Raw genomic sequence first — 17,928 nt, forward strand, 5'->3', positions numbered from 1 at the left:
CGGATGCGTTCGGAGCGGCCAAGGAGCCGTCCGCAGCGCTGGCGAGCGGCGACAAGCTGACCGTCACCGCAGCGAACGGCCAAGCGTCGCGGACGTACGCGATCGCCGTGTCGACGGTGCCGGCAGAGCCGAGCGCCAACGTGCAAATCCAACTGAAAGCGAGCGGTCACGCGAACCTGATCGCGCTGGATGAAACAGCGCACACGGTAACGGCGCTGGACGGTACGACAGTCGAGCAGCTGACGGCGCAGATCGAGTCGACAGACGGCTCGCAGCAGACTTACGCCGTGACGGATGCGGGCGGAGCGGCCAAGGAGCCGTCCGCAGCGCTGGCGAGCGGCGACAAGCTGACCGTCACCGCAGCGAACGGGCGGGCACAGTCGGTTTACAGCATCATCGCGGCTGTATCGAAACGATATGAAGGCGAAGCGGGCACTCCGTTTACAACATCCGGAGTAACTGCCGGAACGGCCAACGATGCCAATGCAAGCGGAGGCAAATATTTGCAGCTGAACGGGACGCCTGCTGTCGGCGACTGGCTTGAATTCAAACTGAATGTGTCCCAAGCGGGTACTTATCATGTCGTGTTTGGCTACAAGTCCAACAACAATCGGTCGATCACCCAATTGTACGTGGACGACGTTCCGTTCGGCAATCCGATCGATCAATACGCTGCGGCATCGGCAATGACTTCCGTCAAGCTCGGCAATATTACATTTGCCCAAGCCGGCGAGCATAAATTCAAATTCGTCATTACAGGCAAAAATGCGGCCAGCTCCGCATATGCGACCACGTTCGATTTTATCGAGCTGACGGATATTTCCGGCGGCGGCAATCCCGGATCGGAGTCGAGCAATACGAATATTCAATTGAAAGGGCCGCATCCGTATGTGACATCCGTCAATACGGCGAACGCATCGATTGCGGTATTAGGCGGAGCAACGGCAGCGGATTTGGCCGGCCTGGTCGAAGCTGCCGACGGCTCCGCCCAGACTTACGCCGTCTTGAGTACGAACGGCAGCAGATCGTCCAAGGAGGCCGTTGTCAAGAAGCCGGGCTCGCCGCTTGCCACCGGCGATAAGCTGGTCGTAACGGCGGCAGATAAAATGGCGACGGCTTCCTATGCAATCAACGTCACCATCCCGAAAAAGACCGATATACCTTATGACGTGCGGATTATCGCGGAAAACCTGCATATTCCATGGGCGTTCGATATGGCGAAGAACGGCACGCTTTATTTCACGGAGCGCAATGGCAAAGTACGTTTGATGCGCGGCGACCAGCTGAGAAGCGAGCCCGTGATCGATCTATCGGCCAATTTGTTCCTGAAGGGCGAAAGTGGTCTGCTCGGTATGGTACTCGATCCTAATTTTGAAACAAATCGTTACATGTATGTTTACCAGTCTTATATTAAGTCGGGCACGGCTACCGCTAACCGCGTACTCCGGCTGGTTGTGTCGCAGGACGGGAATACGGCGGCGATCGACAAGACGCTGCTGGACGATCTTCCCGCTACGCCAACGAACGGCAACGGCAATCATAGCGGCGGCCGAATCAAAATTGGCCCGGACGGATATATGTATATTACAGTCGGTGAAAATTACGTTCAAGAGAAAGCGCAAAATTTAAACGATCCCGGCGGCAAAATTCTCCGCATGAAATTGGACGGAAGCGTCCCTGCCGATAATCCGTTTGTCGGCAACCCGGCTGCCAATCCTTATGTATATTCTTACGGCCATCGGAATCCGCAAGGGCTGGCCTGGAATGATTCGGGGGTGTTGTACAGCGCGGAGCACGGTGATGTCGGCCACGACGAGATCAATATCATTGATCCGGGAGGCAACTATGGATGGCCTGTGATCGAGGGCGATCTCGAATCCGTAGTAAACGGTGTTACGCTGCGTGCGCCGATCCTGCATACCGGCAACGACCGGCTGGCTCCTTCGGGAATCGCTTTTGTCAAGAAAGGGCCTTGGACCGGCAAGCTGTTCGTCACCAACCTGAGAGGCTCGCAGCTGGTGCTGCTGTCTTTCGAGGATGGCAGAATGAAACAGGAAGCTTATTTTAACAGCGAATACGGCCGGATTCGAGACGTATTCGAGGATGCGGCAGGCAATATTTACATTTCGTCAAGCAACCATACGGATCCGAACAAAGACAGGGTCGTGAAGCTGACGCCGATGAATCGTTCGGCGAATACAAACATTAAGCTTAAGGATCAGCACCCGAATCTGCATGCCGTTGATATAGGGACACTGACGCTGAAAGCGATGATCGGCTCCACCGTTGCAAATTTGTCGGCCCAGATCGAATCGACATCCGCAGATGCGCAAGGTTATGCCGTAACCGACACAAGCGGCCAAGCCAAAACGGAAGGTCCGCTGGCAACCGGAGATAAGCTGGTTGTCACGGCAGCGGACGGCATGACGAAAGCGTCCTATACGATAACGGTGTCCAACATATATATCGGGCGGACGACGCCGTATACGGTTAATCCAACGAGAACCGTAACGACGCCCAACCAGGCCGGGGCGATAGACGGCGTACATTTGCAAGTAGCGACTACGACCGTGGGAGATACTGTCGAATTTACGCTGAATGTGCCGGCGGCGGGCAATTACGGAGTTATTTATTCGTATAAAAAGCACCCGGGACGCGGTATTTTCCAGCTGAGCATCAACGGTACGCCGCAGGGAGCCCCTCTGGACCTGTATGTTCCGGATGCGCAGGCGGGAATGTATAAGTCGAACATGGGCGAGGTCGCCATTGCGGAAGCGGGCGGGCACAAATTCAGATTCGTTTATACAGGGAGAAATGCTGCGGCGACGAGCGGAGCGCTCTCTGTCGACTATATTGAGCTGGTGCAGCTGTCGGCAAGCGGCAATCCCGAACCCCAATCCAATAATACGACGGTTCGATTAAAAGCGTCCGGGCACGCGAACTTGACCGCAGTCGATATGGTTAACAAAACGATAACGGCTGTTAGCGGTACAACGGTCGCGCAGCTTGTAGCGCAGGTGGAAGCGGCGGACGGTTCGGCGCAAACGTATGCCGTCACGACCGCAGGCGATCAGGCCAAAGTCGCAGGCGCATTAGTCTCCTCGGATAAGCTGGTTGTGACGGCCGCCGACGGATCGACCAAAGAGGCTTACACCATCACCGTGGAAACGGACAATGCCAATGCGACCAGCGCAGGAGAGCTCAGTCTCGTGGATGAGGTCATGACCGCAGGCACGACCCGCAATATCCAGGTCGCTTATAACGTCACCAGCAAAGTTCCGCTTACGACGAGCTCGACCAACCACCCGGTATTCCCGAAATGGGAAGTCATCTTTACGCTGCCGAATGGCATTGCGGCTACTACGGCAGACGAGGTTTCCATTGTCGGCATGGATAAGCGCAAATTGACCTCGGGCGAAATCAGCGCGAACGGCAAAATCGTGACGCTCAAAGAGCTTGAGCTTCAGCCGCATAACGGCACGGATGTGCTCCTGTTTCTGAACGCGAAGGCCGTTCCTGCCGTTTCGTCCCAGGGTTATGAATTTAAAGCGACGAATGCGATTCAAGGAAAAGATCACAGCGTCGGAGCGGCATCGGAGAAGGCTGTGCTGAGCAGCGTGGACACTGTCTCCGATTTGAAACGGGTAATCAAAATCGAGAAATATTCGGAGCCCGATTACACGAGGACGCAATTGTCCTGGCTGACGCCGGCCAACGCGACAAACGTCAAAGTCGAGCAATCGACCGACGGCGGTTTGACATGGAGCGACGCGAGCTTCACCGTTCAGCAAAAAACGGTTACGACCGACGATGTCAATAAGATTAAAGCACTCAACGGGGAGCTAGTCGACAGAAAGCCGGCTTCCGAGTTGACCGATCTCGATAAAATCGCGGTCGGGCTGCATGAAATTCCGAAATATGCGGTTGGCGTTTCTGTCACGACAGCGGATGTAACGAATCTGACGCTGAATAAAAATTATGAATTCCGGTTAAAGGTGACCGGCGGAAACAATGCAGGAATATCCAATACCGCCAAGTATTATACGGGCCATTTTAACATTGCCGATTTCGGCGCGGTTTCTGCAGCTTCCACGGCCGGCGCGATTGACAATACAAGAGCCATACAAGCCGCTTTCGATACGGCGGCGGCAACGGGCGGCGGTACCGTATACGTGCCTGCCGGCATTTTCGGCCAAGGCACGATTCATCTGAAAAGCAACGTGTACCTGTATTTGGCGGAAGGCTCCGTGCTGTGGGCATTGAAAGGAGCGATCGACGACAGGGGCGTCCGTTTGAACCAATACCAGGATAACGGCCACAGCTTCCATCACAGCGCGATGTTTTACGGATTGCGGCTCGATAATGTCAAAATTGTCGGTACCGGCCTCATCCACGGCGGAACGGCCATGATCACCGGCGATCCGGCCAGCAGCTCCGGACAATCCGACAAGCAGGTATCGCTCACGCTCAGTACGAACTATGAGTTCGGCGGATATGGCGCAGCAGGCGGACCGTATGCGTTGAAAGACAAGAGCAACAAGCTGAAGGTGCAGCGGGTCGGGCACTTCCAGCTTCTGTCCGGCGGCGTCGACTACATGGATATTCATGACGTATATGTCGTAGACGAGGACACGGCCAAAAAGTTCGACAACAATAACAACCTGATCGGATATATCGGCGGCACTTATACGAACCGGGATATTTTCGACCTGATGTCCGACAGCTTCGTATCGATCGTCAATGTGTACACCGAATTTGCGGCGGACGACATCGTCAAATTAGGTAGCGACTATGCGCTCGGATTTACGAGGCATACGGGCAACTACAGAGTCGATCAAATCGAAGGCTGGACATGGTGCAACCTGTTCCAGATCGGCTCGGAGACGGTCGGCAACATTTCCAATATTCATGTTTCCAACATTAATGTGCACCAGGCCGATAAATCGGGCTTTTCGATCTCCATCAACGACGGGACGACAGTCAACAATCTGCTGCTTGACGGCACGAATAAAATGACAGGCACGAAGGCGCCTATTACGATGGCCATCAGCAACAGAGGACGCCGTCCCGGAGGACCTGAAGCCGGATTGGTGGGAGGCATTAAAAACGTAACGTTGAAAAACATTCAAATCACGGAGGCGGTAGGCGTCAAGAGCGGCGAAACATGGGCGCCGACCGTAAGCGGCTATTTTAACAAGGATACCGGCATTACGCATTACGCCGAAAATATTACTTTGGAGAACATCAGCATCACCGCCAAAAAGGCGAACCCGACACGCAGCTCGGCGCAAGTGGCTTTAGGTCAAAACCTGACCGATCCGGTGAAAGATGCCGTTCCGGTCGAAATGCCGACCCGGTACCCTTCGCCGGCGGGCAACTACAATGTAGGCGATTTGGGGCAGCGTCCGTCCTATGGTTTTTATTTGCGCCATATTAAAAATGCGGAGCTGAGAAATGTGACGACAACCTTTGATGCCGGTGAGGATGACGGACGATATGCCGTTGCCGTCGAGGACGTTATCGGCGCTCGCTTCGATCGTCTGACAGTTCCAAAATTCAGCGCTAAAAACGATTATTTGGTAAAAATTAGCAAATCTAGCGGTGTTACATTTGTAAACAGCGCTCCGATCGGCGATTTGAACGGCATCGACGTGGCCGATCAGCAGCTGCTTCCGGCGCAAGGCGGCTCGACCGCCATCGAATTGAAGCCGGTTCATCCGAATTTGATTGCGTTAGACCCGGTCGCCCGCATCCTTACAGTCGGAGCCGGTACATCGGTTGAGCAGCTCATGGCCCAGATTCAATCGGCGAACGCCTCGTCTCCAACCTTTGCGGTCGTAACGGCAGGCGGCCTGCCTAAGGTGACAGGGCCTGTCGCGGCCGGGGATAAGCTGGTCGTCACATCGCAGGACAGCTCGAACTCAACGGACTATTCCATTGTTTTGGAAGCGCTGAGCGCCAATACGGATATCCGGATGAGATCGGCGCATCCGAACATTCGGGCTATCGATACGGCCGCCCGCTCGATCTTAGCGGATACCGGAACGACGGTCGAGCAGCTGCTGGCCCAGATCGAATCGGCCGACGGCTCGCACCAGACTTATACGGTGGCCGACTCGGCGGGCGGCGAACGGGGCGGCGGCGCGCTTGCCGCGGGAGATAAGCTGAACGTGAGGGCGGCGGACGGCGCCGCGCAGGCAAGCTATGCGATCGTCATGTCCGTATCGCGAATTTATGAAGGCGAGTCTACGCCGTTTACGACATCCGGCATCAATACGACTACAGCTAACGATGCCGCCGCCAGCGGAGGAAGCTACAGACAGTTCGGCTCGACTTCGGCTGTCAACGATTGGATCGAATATACCGTTAACGTTCCGGCACCGGGTACTTATAATGTCCTGTTTACTTACAAGACGAACAATAACCGGGGGATCGTCCAGCTCTTTATCGATGGGACGACGCAGGGCAATCCGGTTGACGAATATTTCGCCAGCCAAACGTACCGGACCGCCGATCTCGGCAATGTAACATTCACAACCGGCGGCGACCGCAAATTCCGGTTTGTCGTTACCGGTAAAAATGCAAGCAGCAGCGGAACCGGCATCACCTTCGACTATATTAAACTGGTCGAGATTCCGGGCGGAGGTCCCGCACCGGGCCCAATGAACGTCAGGCTTCAAACGATACCGCAGCAACAACCGTTCGTTCAAGTAAAGCAGAATGCGCATCCGCATATCATCGCTGTCTATAATCAGGAGAGGAGCATCATCGCGTATACCGGCACGACGGCAGCCGATCTTACAGCCGAGATCGAGTCGCCGGCCGCCATGAACCAGTCCTATACGGTGACGGACGCCGTCTACGGTCAAATAAGCGGAAGCAAGCCGCTTCAAACGGGGAACCGGCTTAACGTCACGTCTCAAGACGGAACGGCAAGCACGTCGTATTCCATCACCGTGACAGATATCGTTTATGAAGCAGCCGTGACCGGCAAATACACCATGTCGGGCAATTTTTCGACGACGGCCGGAACCGACCATGCGACGAATTATGCCTACAACGGAGCGACCAACGGTTCGCAGCTGCAGGTAACATTTACCGCCGCAGGGGATTGGATCGAATTTACCGTTAACGTTCCCGCCGCCGGAAATTATCAAATCGCTTTAGGCTATTGTAAAAGTAATAACAGAGCCAATCCGCAGCTGTCGGTTGGCGGGACTGATGTCGGTTTGCCGGTAGTTCAATATGTATCGGACGCCGCATTGCAGGGTATGTATTTGAGCGCGATCGGTCAAGCGCATCTGGAAGCAGGCAGTCAAACCTTCAGATTCAAGCACGCGGGCCGCAGCGGCGGCAGCGGAAATGTCATTTCATTCGACATCATTACGCTGACGAAATTGAACTAGGACCGCAAAAGTGACGCGAAGCTTTGAAGCCGATTCCGCTAACCCGTGTTCACCGGGTTTCATCAAGAGTGAAAGCGACTCTTGATCTTACTTTTGGGGGAGCCCCCATTGGATACATCATTAAGTAATTAATCGCATGTCCGTCCTGCGGAGAAAGGCTGCCAACCGGCAGCCTTTCTCTATTGACAGACAGCTTAAGCATGATTGGCTTCGCCTATCCTTGACATGTATGCCCGTCAATGAAGACGGAGAAGCCGTTTAGTTTTGTTGAATAGCAAGTATAAGATTTTATACTTTGCTTCGCACAACCTTGATAAACGCGCTCGTCCCCTAAGGACGCGGAGCCGTTATCCTTGGAACGGAGCGTTTGCCTTATTTTAATGTTTGCGAAACGGCAAGATGCTATCCCTGCAAGAAAAGCTGCCGTTAAAGCGCCGATGCGGCTTCTTCGGACCGCTTCGGGTCGGGCCATAATAATTTTTACGAAACATATCCGCCGTTCCCACGTATTGAATAGCATATAAAAACGAACTACAGGAGGGTTATGTGGATGAACAGTGAAACGACCGTAAAATTTCCGGGTCCGAAGAACATGTCCAAAACGATTGTAGGTCTGGTGGTTGCAGTCCTCATTATTTTGCTTGGACTCCAGTCGTTTACCATCGTGGAGGCAGGCCACCGCGGCGTCGTATTGCAATTGGGGGCGGTTCAGCCGCAGGTGCTGGAGGAAGGCTTGCACTTTCGGATTCCGTTGATTCAGAAGGTGATTCCGATCGAGGTCCGCGTGCAGAAGGCTGAATCCAGCCAAGTTTCCGCCAGCCGCGATCTGCAAACCGTAACGACGACATTGGCGGTTAACTATCATTTGGAAGGGGTAAACGTGAACAGCCTGTTCCAGAAAGTCGGCATGGAATATAAAGCCCGCGTCGTAGACCCGGCGATCAGCGAAGCGTTGAAAGGAATTACGGCACAATATACGGCTGAGGATCTCATTGCCAAACGTTCCGAAGTCAGCTCCAAGGTCAAAGAAGCGCTGGCGGCCAAGCTGAGCCTCTATAATATGGTGCTGGACGAAATTAATATTACGGAGTTTAAATTTTCCGAGGAATTCGACCGCGCTATTGAGCAGAAGCAAATTGCAGAGCAGCAGGCGCTTAAATCGAAGCTTGATCTGGACCGGATCAAAATTGAGAAGGAGCAGGAAATTACGCGCGCCCAGGCGCAAGCGGAAGCGTTAAGGCTCCAAAAGCAGGAAGTTACTCCGGAGCTTATTAAACTAAGGGAGATCGAAGCCCAGCTTAAAGCGATTGAAAAATGGAACGGCTCCATGCCGAATGTCACCGGCGGCGCGACACCGTTTATTAATGTGAAATAACCGGAACAAGTGTAATGAACAGCAGAAAACCGAGCGATTTTCATCGCCCGGTTTTTTTGCCGTTGAGGAAATAATGCGCGGCCGAGGGCCGCAGACAGGCTATCAGAATCTCCGTCTATGTCTTGTTGACAGCAGCGTGATAACGAGCAAATCGAAGAGCACAAGCGACAAAATAAACGGAAAGAAGGATGTGTGAGCTTTATTGCCGTCGCGGAACGAGGAAACCTGCAGGTATACTTTTTTCTTGTCTACCTTGACGATTTTGCCTTTGTACGTGCCGCGTTTCGTTTTGATGGAGACGTATTTATTCATATAAGTTTTGCATTTTATATAATTCGATATGGCTGACATTCGGATCCACCCCATTCTATTGCGCCTTATTATCCAGCATATGAAAGGCGAGAGCGAACGGTGTGGGTACAAGACCTGCTGAACGGAATGAACGGAATTGTGGGGGACACGATGCCGTTAAATCGGAGTGGACGCCCGCTTGCGTTCCGGTTAACTAGAAATTTTAATTGTCATCCTTAACCGCAAGTGGAATAATAGAAAAGGATCGGCTTTCATACCGGGAAGCTTCCCGATTAAAAAAGGCAACCGAGGAAGGCGGATTTCCAATGAACAATAAGAACATTGTGATTCTGGCGCTCTTTTATGCGTTTATTTATATGAGCACGGGATCTTTCTCGTCTTATATCGGCGTTTATTTCACGGAGGTGGGGGTCAGCAATACCCAAATCGGCGTGTTAACTTCCATCGGCGCCGTCGTAGGGATGTTTACGCAGCCGTTATGGGGGCTTGCCGGGGATCGCTCGAAGTCGAAAAACCGGATTTTGATCCTATGCACGCTGCTGTCCTGTATCACGGTATGGCTCGTGCCGGCTGCCGGAAGCCTGTTTTGGCCGCTGCTGCTGGCGATGGCGCTGTTCAGCCTGTTTCAGATTGCAATCAATCCGCTGAGCGATGCGATCACACTGGAGCTGTCCTCCAAAGGGGTCGTACGGTTTTCAACGATTCGGACGTTCGGTTCGGTCGGGTATGCGTTTATTTCCATTTTTGCCGGATGGCTGTTCGCCGTTCACATTCATTCGATTTTTCTGGTGACGTCGCTAATTATGCTGGGCTGTTTTTTGCTGTCTCTCGGAATTCCGCAGGTGGCCGGTCATCAGAGCGGCATGAAAAAGGTGAGGCTTGTTGAGATTTTTAAAAACAAACAGCTGACGGTGTTGTACGTCTACACGCTTTCCTTATCGATTTCGATGGGTTTTTTATGGTCGTTCCAGGCGATATACAGCAGAGATCAGGGGATCGGCATGGAGGTTATCGGGCTCGGTCTCGCGATCGGCTCGGTCGCCCAATTTCCGTTCATGATATTTTTTCAGCGGTTTTACAACCGGTTCGGCATTCGCAACATTCTTATTTTCTCAGGAATCATCCATACGTTAAGATGGTGTTTGTACGCTTTTGCGCTGACTCCGGTGACGTACATATTGACCTGGATACTGCATGGCGGGACTTACATTTTGTTTTATATGTGTCTGGCGGAGTACGTCAATACCCATGTCGTAAAGGAACTGAAAGCAACCGGGCAGATGCTCAATTCCGTCATCCAGCTAAGTATCGGCAAAATTATCGGCGGGATGCTGGGAGGCTTGTACGCGGCGCACTTCGGCTTTCAAAATTCCTTTGCGGTACTGGCTTTGATGGGCGCCGTCTCGACGGCGGGCTATTATTGGGCCGGAAAATATTTTTCGGCAAAAGCGGCGGACCGGGAGCCGTTGGCGCAAAGCGGTAAAATGTGATTAAAGGCAAAGCCGTCGGCGCATAGGCGGTAAAATGTGACTACAGGCAAGATACCTGCGGAGCGCCGCTAGCATCCCGGCATACCGGAACGAATCGCAAATAAAACTCAAACAAAACAAGGAGGACTATCACTAATGAAAGCAGCCGTGTTAAAAGGAACCCATCGTATCGAAGTGGGCGAATGGGAGACGAAACCACTCTCGCAAGATGAAGTCAAAATCCGGGTAAAAAGCTGCGGCATTTGCGGCACGGATCAGCATATATACCACGGCCATCCCGGCTCGGCGGCCGTGACGCCGCCGGTTGTGCTGGGTCATGAGCTGGCTGGAGAGGTCGTGGAGCTTGGGGCAGGGGTCACCGGCCTGCAGGTGGGGGACCGCGTATCGGTGGACCCCAACATCTACTGCGGAAGCTGCGAGTACTGCCGCAGCGGACGCGTGCAGCTGTGCGACAATCTGCAGGCCGTCGGCGTGACGCGCGATGGCGGGATGGGCGAATATTGCATTGCGCCTGCAGCCAATTGCTACTTGCTGCCGGATACGATGAGCTATATCGAAGGGGCGATGGTCGAGCCGCTCGGCTGCGTGCTTCACGGCTTCCGTAAGGTGGATATCCGCCCGACGCATACGGTGCTGCTGATCGGCGGCGGATTTATCGGGCAGCTGTTTCTGCAGCTGGTCAAGCGTCAAGGCGCCGCGCGCATTATCGTAAGCGATCCGGCGGTCGAGAAGCATGCCGGACTGCTTGCCCTGGGCGCGGACGAAGCGGTCGTCCCCGCAGGAGAAGCGTTGGAGCGGCTGCAAAACTCGGCCGATGTTGTCATTGAATGCGTAGGCCGCCAGCAGTCCATGGAGCTGGCGATCCAAGCGGCGAGAAAGGGCGGCCAGGTGCTGCTGTTCGGCGTCGCATCGCCGGATACGCAGATTGCCGTATCGCCGTTTGCGATATTCGCGAAGGAGCTGCGGCTGTTCGGCTCTTTCATCAATCCGCATACGCACGAGGAGGCGATCGAGCTGATCCGGCAAGGCATCGTGCGAATTGAGCCGATCATCAGCCATCGCTTTACGCTGGAACAAATTCCGGATGCGATGAGCCGCTATCCGCAATTGAACGTATCGAAAGGCGTTATCGTCTGGTGATCGAGCTATTTTCCGCTTTCTCCGCAATTTATTCACCGGACTTCTAAAGCTGGAAAAATGCGCATGTCCATTGTGCATTAGACGTATATTGCATACCGCAGGACGCCGAAAGGCGTCCTTTTCGATCTGTGAAAGCCAGTCCTTCAATTACACCATTTTCCCCCAAATAACGTCGCCTCGGTCCGTCCCTCGTATTTAAGGGGTTAAGCTTGAAATTTGTGTTTTGTTCATATTCAGTTCACATTGGCACGGTAATATAAAATGAGCATAAATATACGCTCCGGACTGCAACGCATTACATAAGACAGGACAGGAAGCCGTCGTTGAACGGTAGGGCAGCCATGCTTTTTTTCAAGCCTTTATTTCTATTCATCTACAGTTTGGGACAGGCGGCTTGATCGTTCCGATCCGGTCCGGCTTGCCGTATCTTAACGCCGGCCTGCTTCTGAGATAGACTATTATAAAGAAAAAAAGTTTGCGTATCAACGAAAGAGGGAAACCATGGTGGCCAAAATTTTAATTGTGGACGATGATCCTTTTATTAGACAGCTGATCAAGCTGGCTTTGCGAAACGAAGAGACGCAGTTGCTCGATAGCAGCAACGGGCTTGAGGCGCTTGAGTTGTTGGAGCGGACAATGGTCGATCTGGTCATTCTTGATATTATGATGCCGCTGATGGACGGATGGGAGCTGTGCAAGGAAATCCGCATCCGCTATCCCGACCTTCCGCTGCTCATGGTGACGGCCAAAAGCGAGCCGGCGCATAAGGTGAAGGGATTTCAGTTAGGCACCGACGATTATGTGGTCAAGCCGTTTGACCCGATGGAGCTGGCTATGCGGGTCAAGGCGCTGATGAAGCGGTACCGGATTCATACCTCTCAAGTTATGCTGCTTGGGGATACGGAGTTAAACGTCAAAAATCTCGAAGTAAGCCGCCAAGGCAAACGGCAGACGCTTCCTATGAAGGAATTCGAGCTGCTGTTCACGCTCGCGAAGCATCCGAATCAGGTGTTCACGAGACAGCAGCTGGTCGATCTCATTTGGGGAAGGGATTACGAAGGGGGAGAGCGAACCGTGGACGTTCATGTTAAGCGTCTTAGAGAACGCTTCACTGAGGATGCGCCTGACTTTGCCATTGTGACCGTACGCGGATTGGGCTATAAATTGGAGCTTAAGGCATGATCCGTTCCCTCTATGTTCGTGTCGCGCTGACTTTTATCGTGTCGGTTATCTTGGGGTTGAGCATCGCCTTTTATACTTCCAATTATTGGTTCAGGGATTTATTCGAATCGGGGATGCAGAATGATTTGTATAATGCTTCGGAGGATATGGTCGCGATTTTCCAGGAGATGAAGGGGACCGATATGGAAACCTATTTGCATAACCTTCATTGGGCCAGACGGTACTCCGTCACGCTGTACGATTCGAAGCTGAATAAAGAAGTGTTCGGTCTGCAGCAGGATCGTGTGAATATACCGGATTCGGCGGTGGAGCAAGTATTGAACGGTCAGGCTGCCAGGCAGACCGGGGAGCCGTTCGAGCAGTACGTAGGATATCCGTTTCAACTCAAGAACGAAAGCTACGCTCTTTTCGTTAGGCCGGTTATACGGAATAACGAGGACAATTTCAGATATATCTTATCTACCTTTCTTGCTATTACGCTCATTATGGGGAGCGCCTTCGTACTCATTGCCGCGCGTTATTTGGTGAAGCCGCTCAAATTGCTGACCCAGGCAACCCAACGTATATCAAAGGGCGATTTTGACATTACATTCAGCTGGTTGAACCGCAAGGACGAGGTTGGCGACTTGGCCCGCAGCTTCAGCCATATGGCGGGAGAGCTCAAGCAGCTGGAGCTGATGCGGCAAGATTTTGTCTCCAGCGTGTCTCATGAAATTCAGTCGCCGCTAACGTCAATTGCGGGATTTTCCAAGCTGATTCGGTATACGGAGCTGCCGGAGGATGAACGGCATCAATATTTGGAAATCATTATGACCGAGTCGGAACGATTGTCCCGTCTAAGCGATAATTTGCTCAGCCTTGCTTCTCTGGAGTCGGAGCATCATCCGTTTCACCCGGTATCTTACCGTCTTGACGAGCAAATACGCCGGATTATCGTATCTCAGGAGCCGCTCTGGTCGGCCAAGCAGTTGGAGATGGAGCTCATACTGCCCCAGGTGATGATTGTCGGGGATGAGGATCAGCTGAGCCAAGTATGGATTAATTTGCTTAGCAACGCTATCAAGTTCACGCCGAAGAACGGCAAAATTAAGGTGAAGCTGGAATTGCTGACCGACCGCGTGCAGGTAACGGTCCATGATTCGGGAATTGGCATATCTCCGGATGCCATCCATCACATCTTCGATCGCTTCTATAAAGCGGATCGTTCCAGGCAGCGGGAAATAGGAGGCAGCGGACTGGGGCTGGCGATCGTCAGGAAGATTGTCGAGCTTCATCAAGGCGTTGTTGCCGTGGACAGCAAGCAGGGCAAAGGATCTGTGTTTAAAGTAACGCTCCCCGGCGTAATGAAGAAAAAGGCAGCCGTATCTTGAAAAATAAATTCATAAGCAATGCCGCAGGAAGCGGGTGCCCGATGATAGGGCGCCTGCTTTTTTCAAGTGAACTCGTTCAGCTTTGCTGAACATCGGGGAATCAGATGGGGACTCTACCCCACCTGATTCAAGGTCCACCTTAGAGGTGGAGGTCTTAACCCGATAAAGTCGTAATCGGATAAACGAACGATAAGTTTACGAAGCCTCCAAGACAGTCGATTCCATGGGGTTAAGGGCTTGGAGGATGGCTGGGCAAGTTCATGTACCGGGGGCTCCCCCAAGTAAGCCCAAGAGATGCTTACACTCTTGACGAAACCCGGTGGACACGGGTTTGCGGAATCGGCTCCGAAGCGTCAAGTCGCCTTTGGGGGACTGGTATTGGCTTGACACTGATGCCAAAGCCCCGTTTTGCCGGATTATTTTCGGATTATTCATATTAAGTTCATATTGACATATTATGCTAGTCTCTGTACATAAGAGAGCAGCTGAAAAGACAAACCAGGAAAGGACCGAGGGGAGTGCTGAAATGAACCGATTAATCCAATTTTCCATGAAAAACGTATCGGCTTTGTTCATCATCATGATTCTATTGTTTGGAAGCGGCGTTTTTGCGACGAGCAAGCTCAAGGTTGAGAACATGCCGAACGTATCGTTCCCTGTTGTTATGGTAAGCGCAACCTATACAGGCGCGCCTAAGGACGTTATGGAACAAATCACAGAGCCGCTGGAGAAGAAGCTGGCTAATATCGAGGATCTCGATTCCATGAGTTCGACCTCGAGCGAGAATAACGCGAGAATCATACTGATGTTCAAGCAAAATGTAGATACCGATAAAAAAAAGCGGGATGTCGAAAGCTTGCTGCAGGAAGTGATGCTTCCGGATTCGGCGGGAACACCGAAAGCTTCGACCTTCGGAGCTTCTTCGATGCCTTCCGTTTATTTGGTAGCTAACGCGGAGAACGGGATGAGCCAGACGGAGCTTGACAAGCTCTATGAAGATACGATTAAACCGGATTTGGAATCGATCAAAGGAATTGACCATCTGGACTCCATCGGGGTTCGCGACAGCAGCCTGGATATCGAATTGGATGCGGACGCCTTGAGCGCGTATGGCTTGACTCCGACTCAAGTGACCTCGGCCATACGCGCCGCCGTAACCAAGAGCCCGATCGGCACCGTGGAAGTTGAAGGCAACGATAAAAGCGCGCGCGTTACGGGCGATATCAAAAGCGTATACGATATGGAGCAGATTGAAATTACGGGCGGCCAAGGAAACATCGTCACGCTGGATCGCGTAGCCAAGGTCAAGTCGATTACCGAATCCGATTTTGTCGGACGCTTCAACGGCAAGCCGGCCATCTCGATGATTTTATACAAGACGGGCAATGCCAACGCGGTCGATTTCTCCAATGCCGTCGAAAAATTAAAAGAACAATGGAAAACGTCCATGCCCAATGCGGTGTTCAAAACGACTTACGATAGCGCGGACGAGATTAGGGAATCGATCAACGGCATGCTGCGGGAAGGCGTGATTGGGGCGCTTCTGGCCTCGCTCATGATTTTGGTGTTTCTGCGCAATATTCGGATGACCTTGATTGTGCTCGTATCGATCCCGCTTTCGATTCTCATTACGCTGCTGCTGATGTGGGAGCTGGGTCTGACTCTGAATACGATGACGCTCGGCGGGATGTTTATAGCCGTCGGACGCGTGGTGGACGACTCCATCGTCGTTATTGAAAATATATATACTTCGCTTGAAAAGGCGCAAAAGCGCAATGAATCCGTCATTCTGCTGGCTACCAAGCAAGTGGCAATGGCGATTACGTCTTCAACATTGGCTACGGTAGGCGTCTTCGCGCCGATCGGCATGGTCAGCGGCGTGGTCGGCGGCTTTTTCCGTCCGTTCGCTATTACGTTGGCGTGCGCCCTGCTGTCATCGCTGCTGGTGGCTCTTACGGTCATTCCGATGCTGGCGAAGCTGCTGGTGCTGAAAGGAAAGCCCGGCAAGGGACATGCGCATGAGGGCGCATCTCAAAGCAAATTCATGCAAGCCTACGAAAATTTACTTCATTGGTCGTTGAAGCATCGGATTAAATCGCTTCTTATGGCAGCGCTGTTGTTCGTCGTCACGTTGGCAACGACCATTCCTGCGTTGGGGTTATCCTTTCTGCCGGAAGGGAAGCCTTCCCGAACGATGTATTTCGTTATGAAGCTGCCGAACGAAACGGCGTTCGAGGCTACGAATGCGAAGACGCAGGAGCTGGAGCAGATGCTGATGGACGAGAAGGACAGCCTGGGCAATCCGCTGTTTACTTATGTAGAAGGCTTGGCCGGATATAACGGCAACGGCACCAACCGTGTAACTTATGCTTCCCAAATTTATGTTGAGGTGAACGAGCAAGTAAATCCCGACAAAGTGAAGGAACAGGTGAAGCAGTTTATTCTCTCCGAGCTTCCGGCGGGCTCCGAAGTACAGCCGAGAAGTGTGGGGGGAGGAAGCGGCATATCGAGCACCGATTTCTCCTATAACCTGAAGGGCGAGGATCAAGCGCGGCTGGAACAGGCTGCGGCGATTGTCAAAGCGAAGCTGCAGGAGTTCGAAGAGCTGAGCGAGGTCGAGGATAGCTTGAGTGACGGAAAAACGGAGATCGAAATTGCCGTCGATCAAAAAAAGGCGCGTTCTTTCGGCTTGACCGCATCCTCGGTCCGGGAAACGGCGAGCAATTGGCTCCAAAAACAAAAGCTCGGCGATTTGAAGCTGGATGGAGAAACCTTTACAACGACGGTATCGATGGACAAGTCGGATAAAAATTCGCTCGAGAAGCTCGGCAATATCCCGCTAAGCGGCCCGAACGGTTCCGTCGTCTATTTAAAGGAAGTCGCCAAGATCAGCCTTATATCAGGCGCCGTCTCATTAAGCCGCGACGATCAGAAGCAGCTTGTTAAGGTAACCGCGAAGATTAAGGCGGACAATAAAGCCGCAGTAAGCGCCAAGGTGTCGGGCGCACTGCGTACCGTGGAGCTTCCTGACGGCGTAACCCGCGAAGTGAAAGGGGTCAATGCAGATATTAACGAAAGCTTTACGCAATTGTTCATGGCTATGGCGGTTGCGGTCTTCATGGTATATCTCATAATGGTGCTTGCGTTCGGAAACGCATCCGCGCCGTTCGCGATATTGTTCTCGCTTCCGTTGGCGGCCATCGGCGGACTGATCGGGCTGGTCATCACCAGGCAAGCGCTCAACGTTACTTCCATGATCGGCTTTATGATGCTTATCGGTATTGTCGTTACGAATGCCATCGTATTGATTGACCGTGCCCAGCAGCTGCGCGAAGAAGGCTATACGGTTCGTCATGCCTTGATCGAGGCGGGCAAGATCCGGTTCAGACCGATTATTATGACGGCGGGGGCGACGATTATGGCGCTGATGCCGCTGGCTCTCGGTTTGTCGGGAGAAGGCGCTTTAATCGGCAAAGGCCTTGGGGTCGTCGTTATCGGAGGCTTGACGACAGCGACGATTCTTACGTTGGTCGTTGTACCGATCATTTATGAGCTTATAGAGGAAATGAAGGCGTACATCTCGCGGAAATTTCATAGCGGCGGCCATTCTGCAAGCCATGAAGGCACGCTTGAAGGATAAGCGTTCACATTAA

8 protein-coding genes are annotated in these 17,928 nt (G+C 52.7%); 7 read left to right on the forward strand and 1 reads right to left on the reverse strand.

Annotated features, from left to right (window positions below; all coding sequences use genetic code 11):
* Positions 1–7,406: PQQ-dependent sugar dehydrogenase (locus E1757_RS12645; protein WP_133228475.1), on the forward strand; the 7,406-nt coding region annotated here is incomplete at its 5' end.
* Between the two features lie 592 nt (positions 7,407–7,998).
* Entirely contained in the window at positions 7,999–8,781 is a 783-nt protein-coding gene (locus E1757_RS12650; protein ID WP_246079196.1) for a prohibitin family protein, read from the forward strand.
* A gap of 102 nt (positions 8,782–8,883) precedes the next feature.
* Here E1757_RS12650 and E1757_RS12655 read toward each other — a convergent pair whose 3' ends face one another.
* Positions 8,884–9,132 (reverse strand): hypothetical protein, encoded by a 249-nt coding sequence (locus tag E1757_RS12655; RefSeq protein WP_133228480.1) that lies wholly within the window; start codon positions 9,130–9,132, stop codon positions 8,884–8,886.
* 266 nt (positions 9,133–9,398) lie between these two features.
* Between E1757_RS12655 and E1757_RS12660 the strand changes: the two genes are divergently transcribed.
* The 5 genes from E1757_RS12660 to E1757_RS12680 all read left to right on the forward strand — a co-directional run bounded on the left by E1757_RS12660 (position 9,399) and on the right by E1757_RS12680 (position 17,915).
* The gene (locus E1757_RS12660) at positions 9,399–10,583 is read left to right on the forward strand and encodes an MFS transporter (protein WP_133228483.1); all 1,185 of its coding nucleotides are present in this window, start codon (positions 9,399–9,401) and stop codon (positions 10,581–10,583) included.
* Between the two features lie 135 nt (positions 10,584–10,718).
* A complete protein-coding gene (locus E1757_RS12665) occupies positions 10,719–11,723 on the forward strand; it encodes a zinc-dependent alcohol dehydrogenase family protein (protein ID WP_133228485.1) in 1,005 nt (334 codons plus the stop codon).
* Positions 11,724–12,227: 504 nt separating this feature from the next.
* Positions 12,228–12,905 (forward strand): response regulator transcription factor, encoded by a 678-nt coding sequence (locus tag E1757_RS12670; protein ID WP_133229086.1) that lies wholly within the window; start codon positions 12,228–12,230, stop codon positions 12,903–12,905.
* Positions 12,902–14,275, forward strand: a complete 1,374-nt coding sequence (locus E1757_RS12675; protein WP_133228488.1) for a sensor histidine kinase — start codon at positions 12,902–12,904, stop codon at positions 14,273–14,275. Before E1757_RS12670 ends, E1757_RS12675 begins: the two co-directional genes overlap by 4 nt.
* 526 nt (positions 14,276–14,801) lie before the next feature.
* The gene (locus tag E1757_RS12680; protein WP_133228491.1) at positions 14,802–17,915 is read left to right on the forward strand and encodes an efflux RND transporter permease subunit; all 3,114 of its coding nucleotides are present in this window, start codon (positions 14,802–14,804) and stop codon (positions 17,913–17,915) included.
* Positions 17,916–17,928: the final 13 nt, after the last annotated feature.

The sequence above is a fragment of the Paenibacillus piri genome, assembly GCF_004354045.1.
Taxonomy (GTDB): Bacteria; Bacillota; Bacilli; order Paenibacillales; family NBRC-103111; genus Paenibacillus_S; species Paenibacillus_S piri.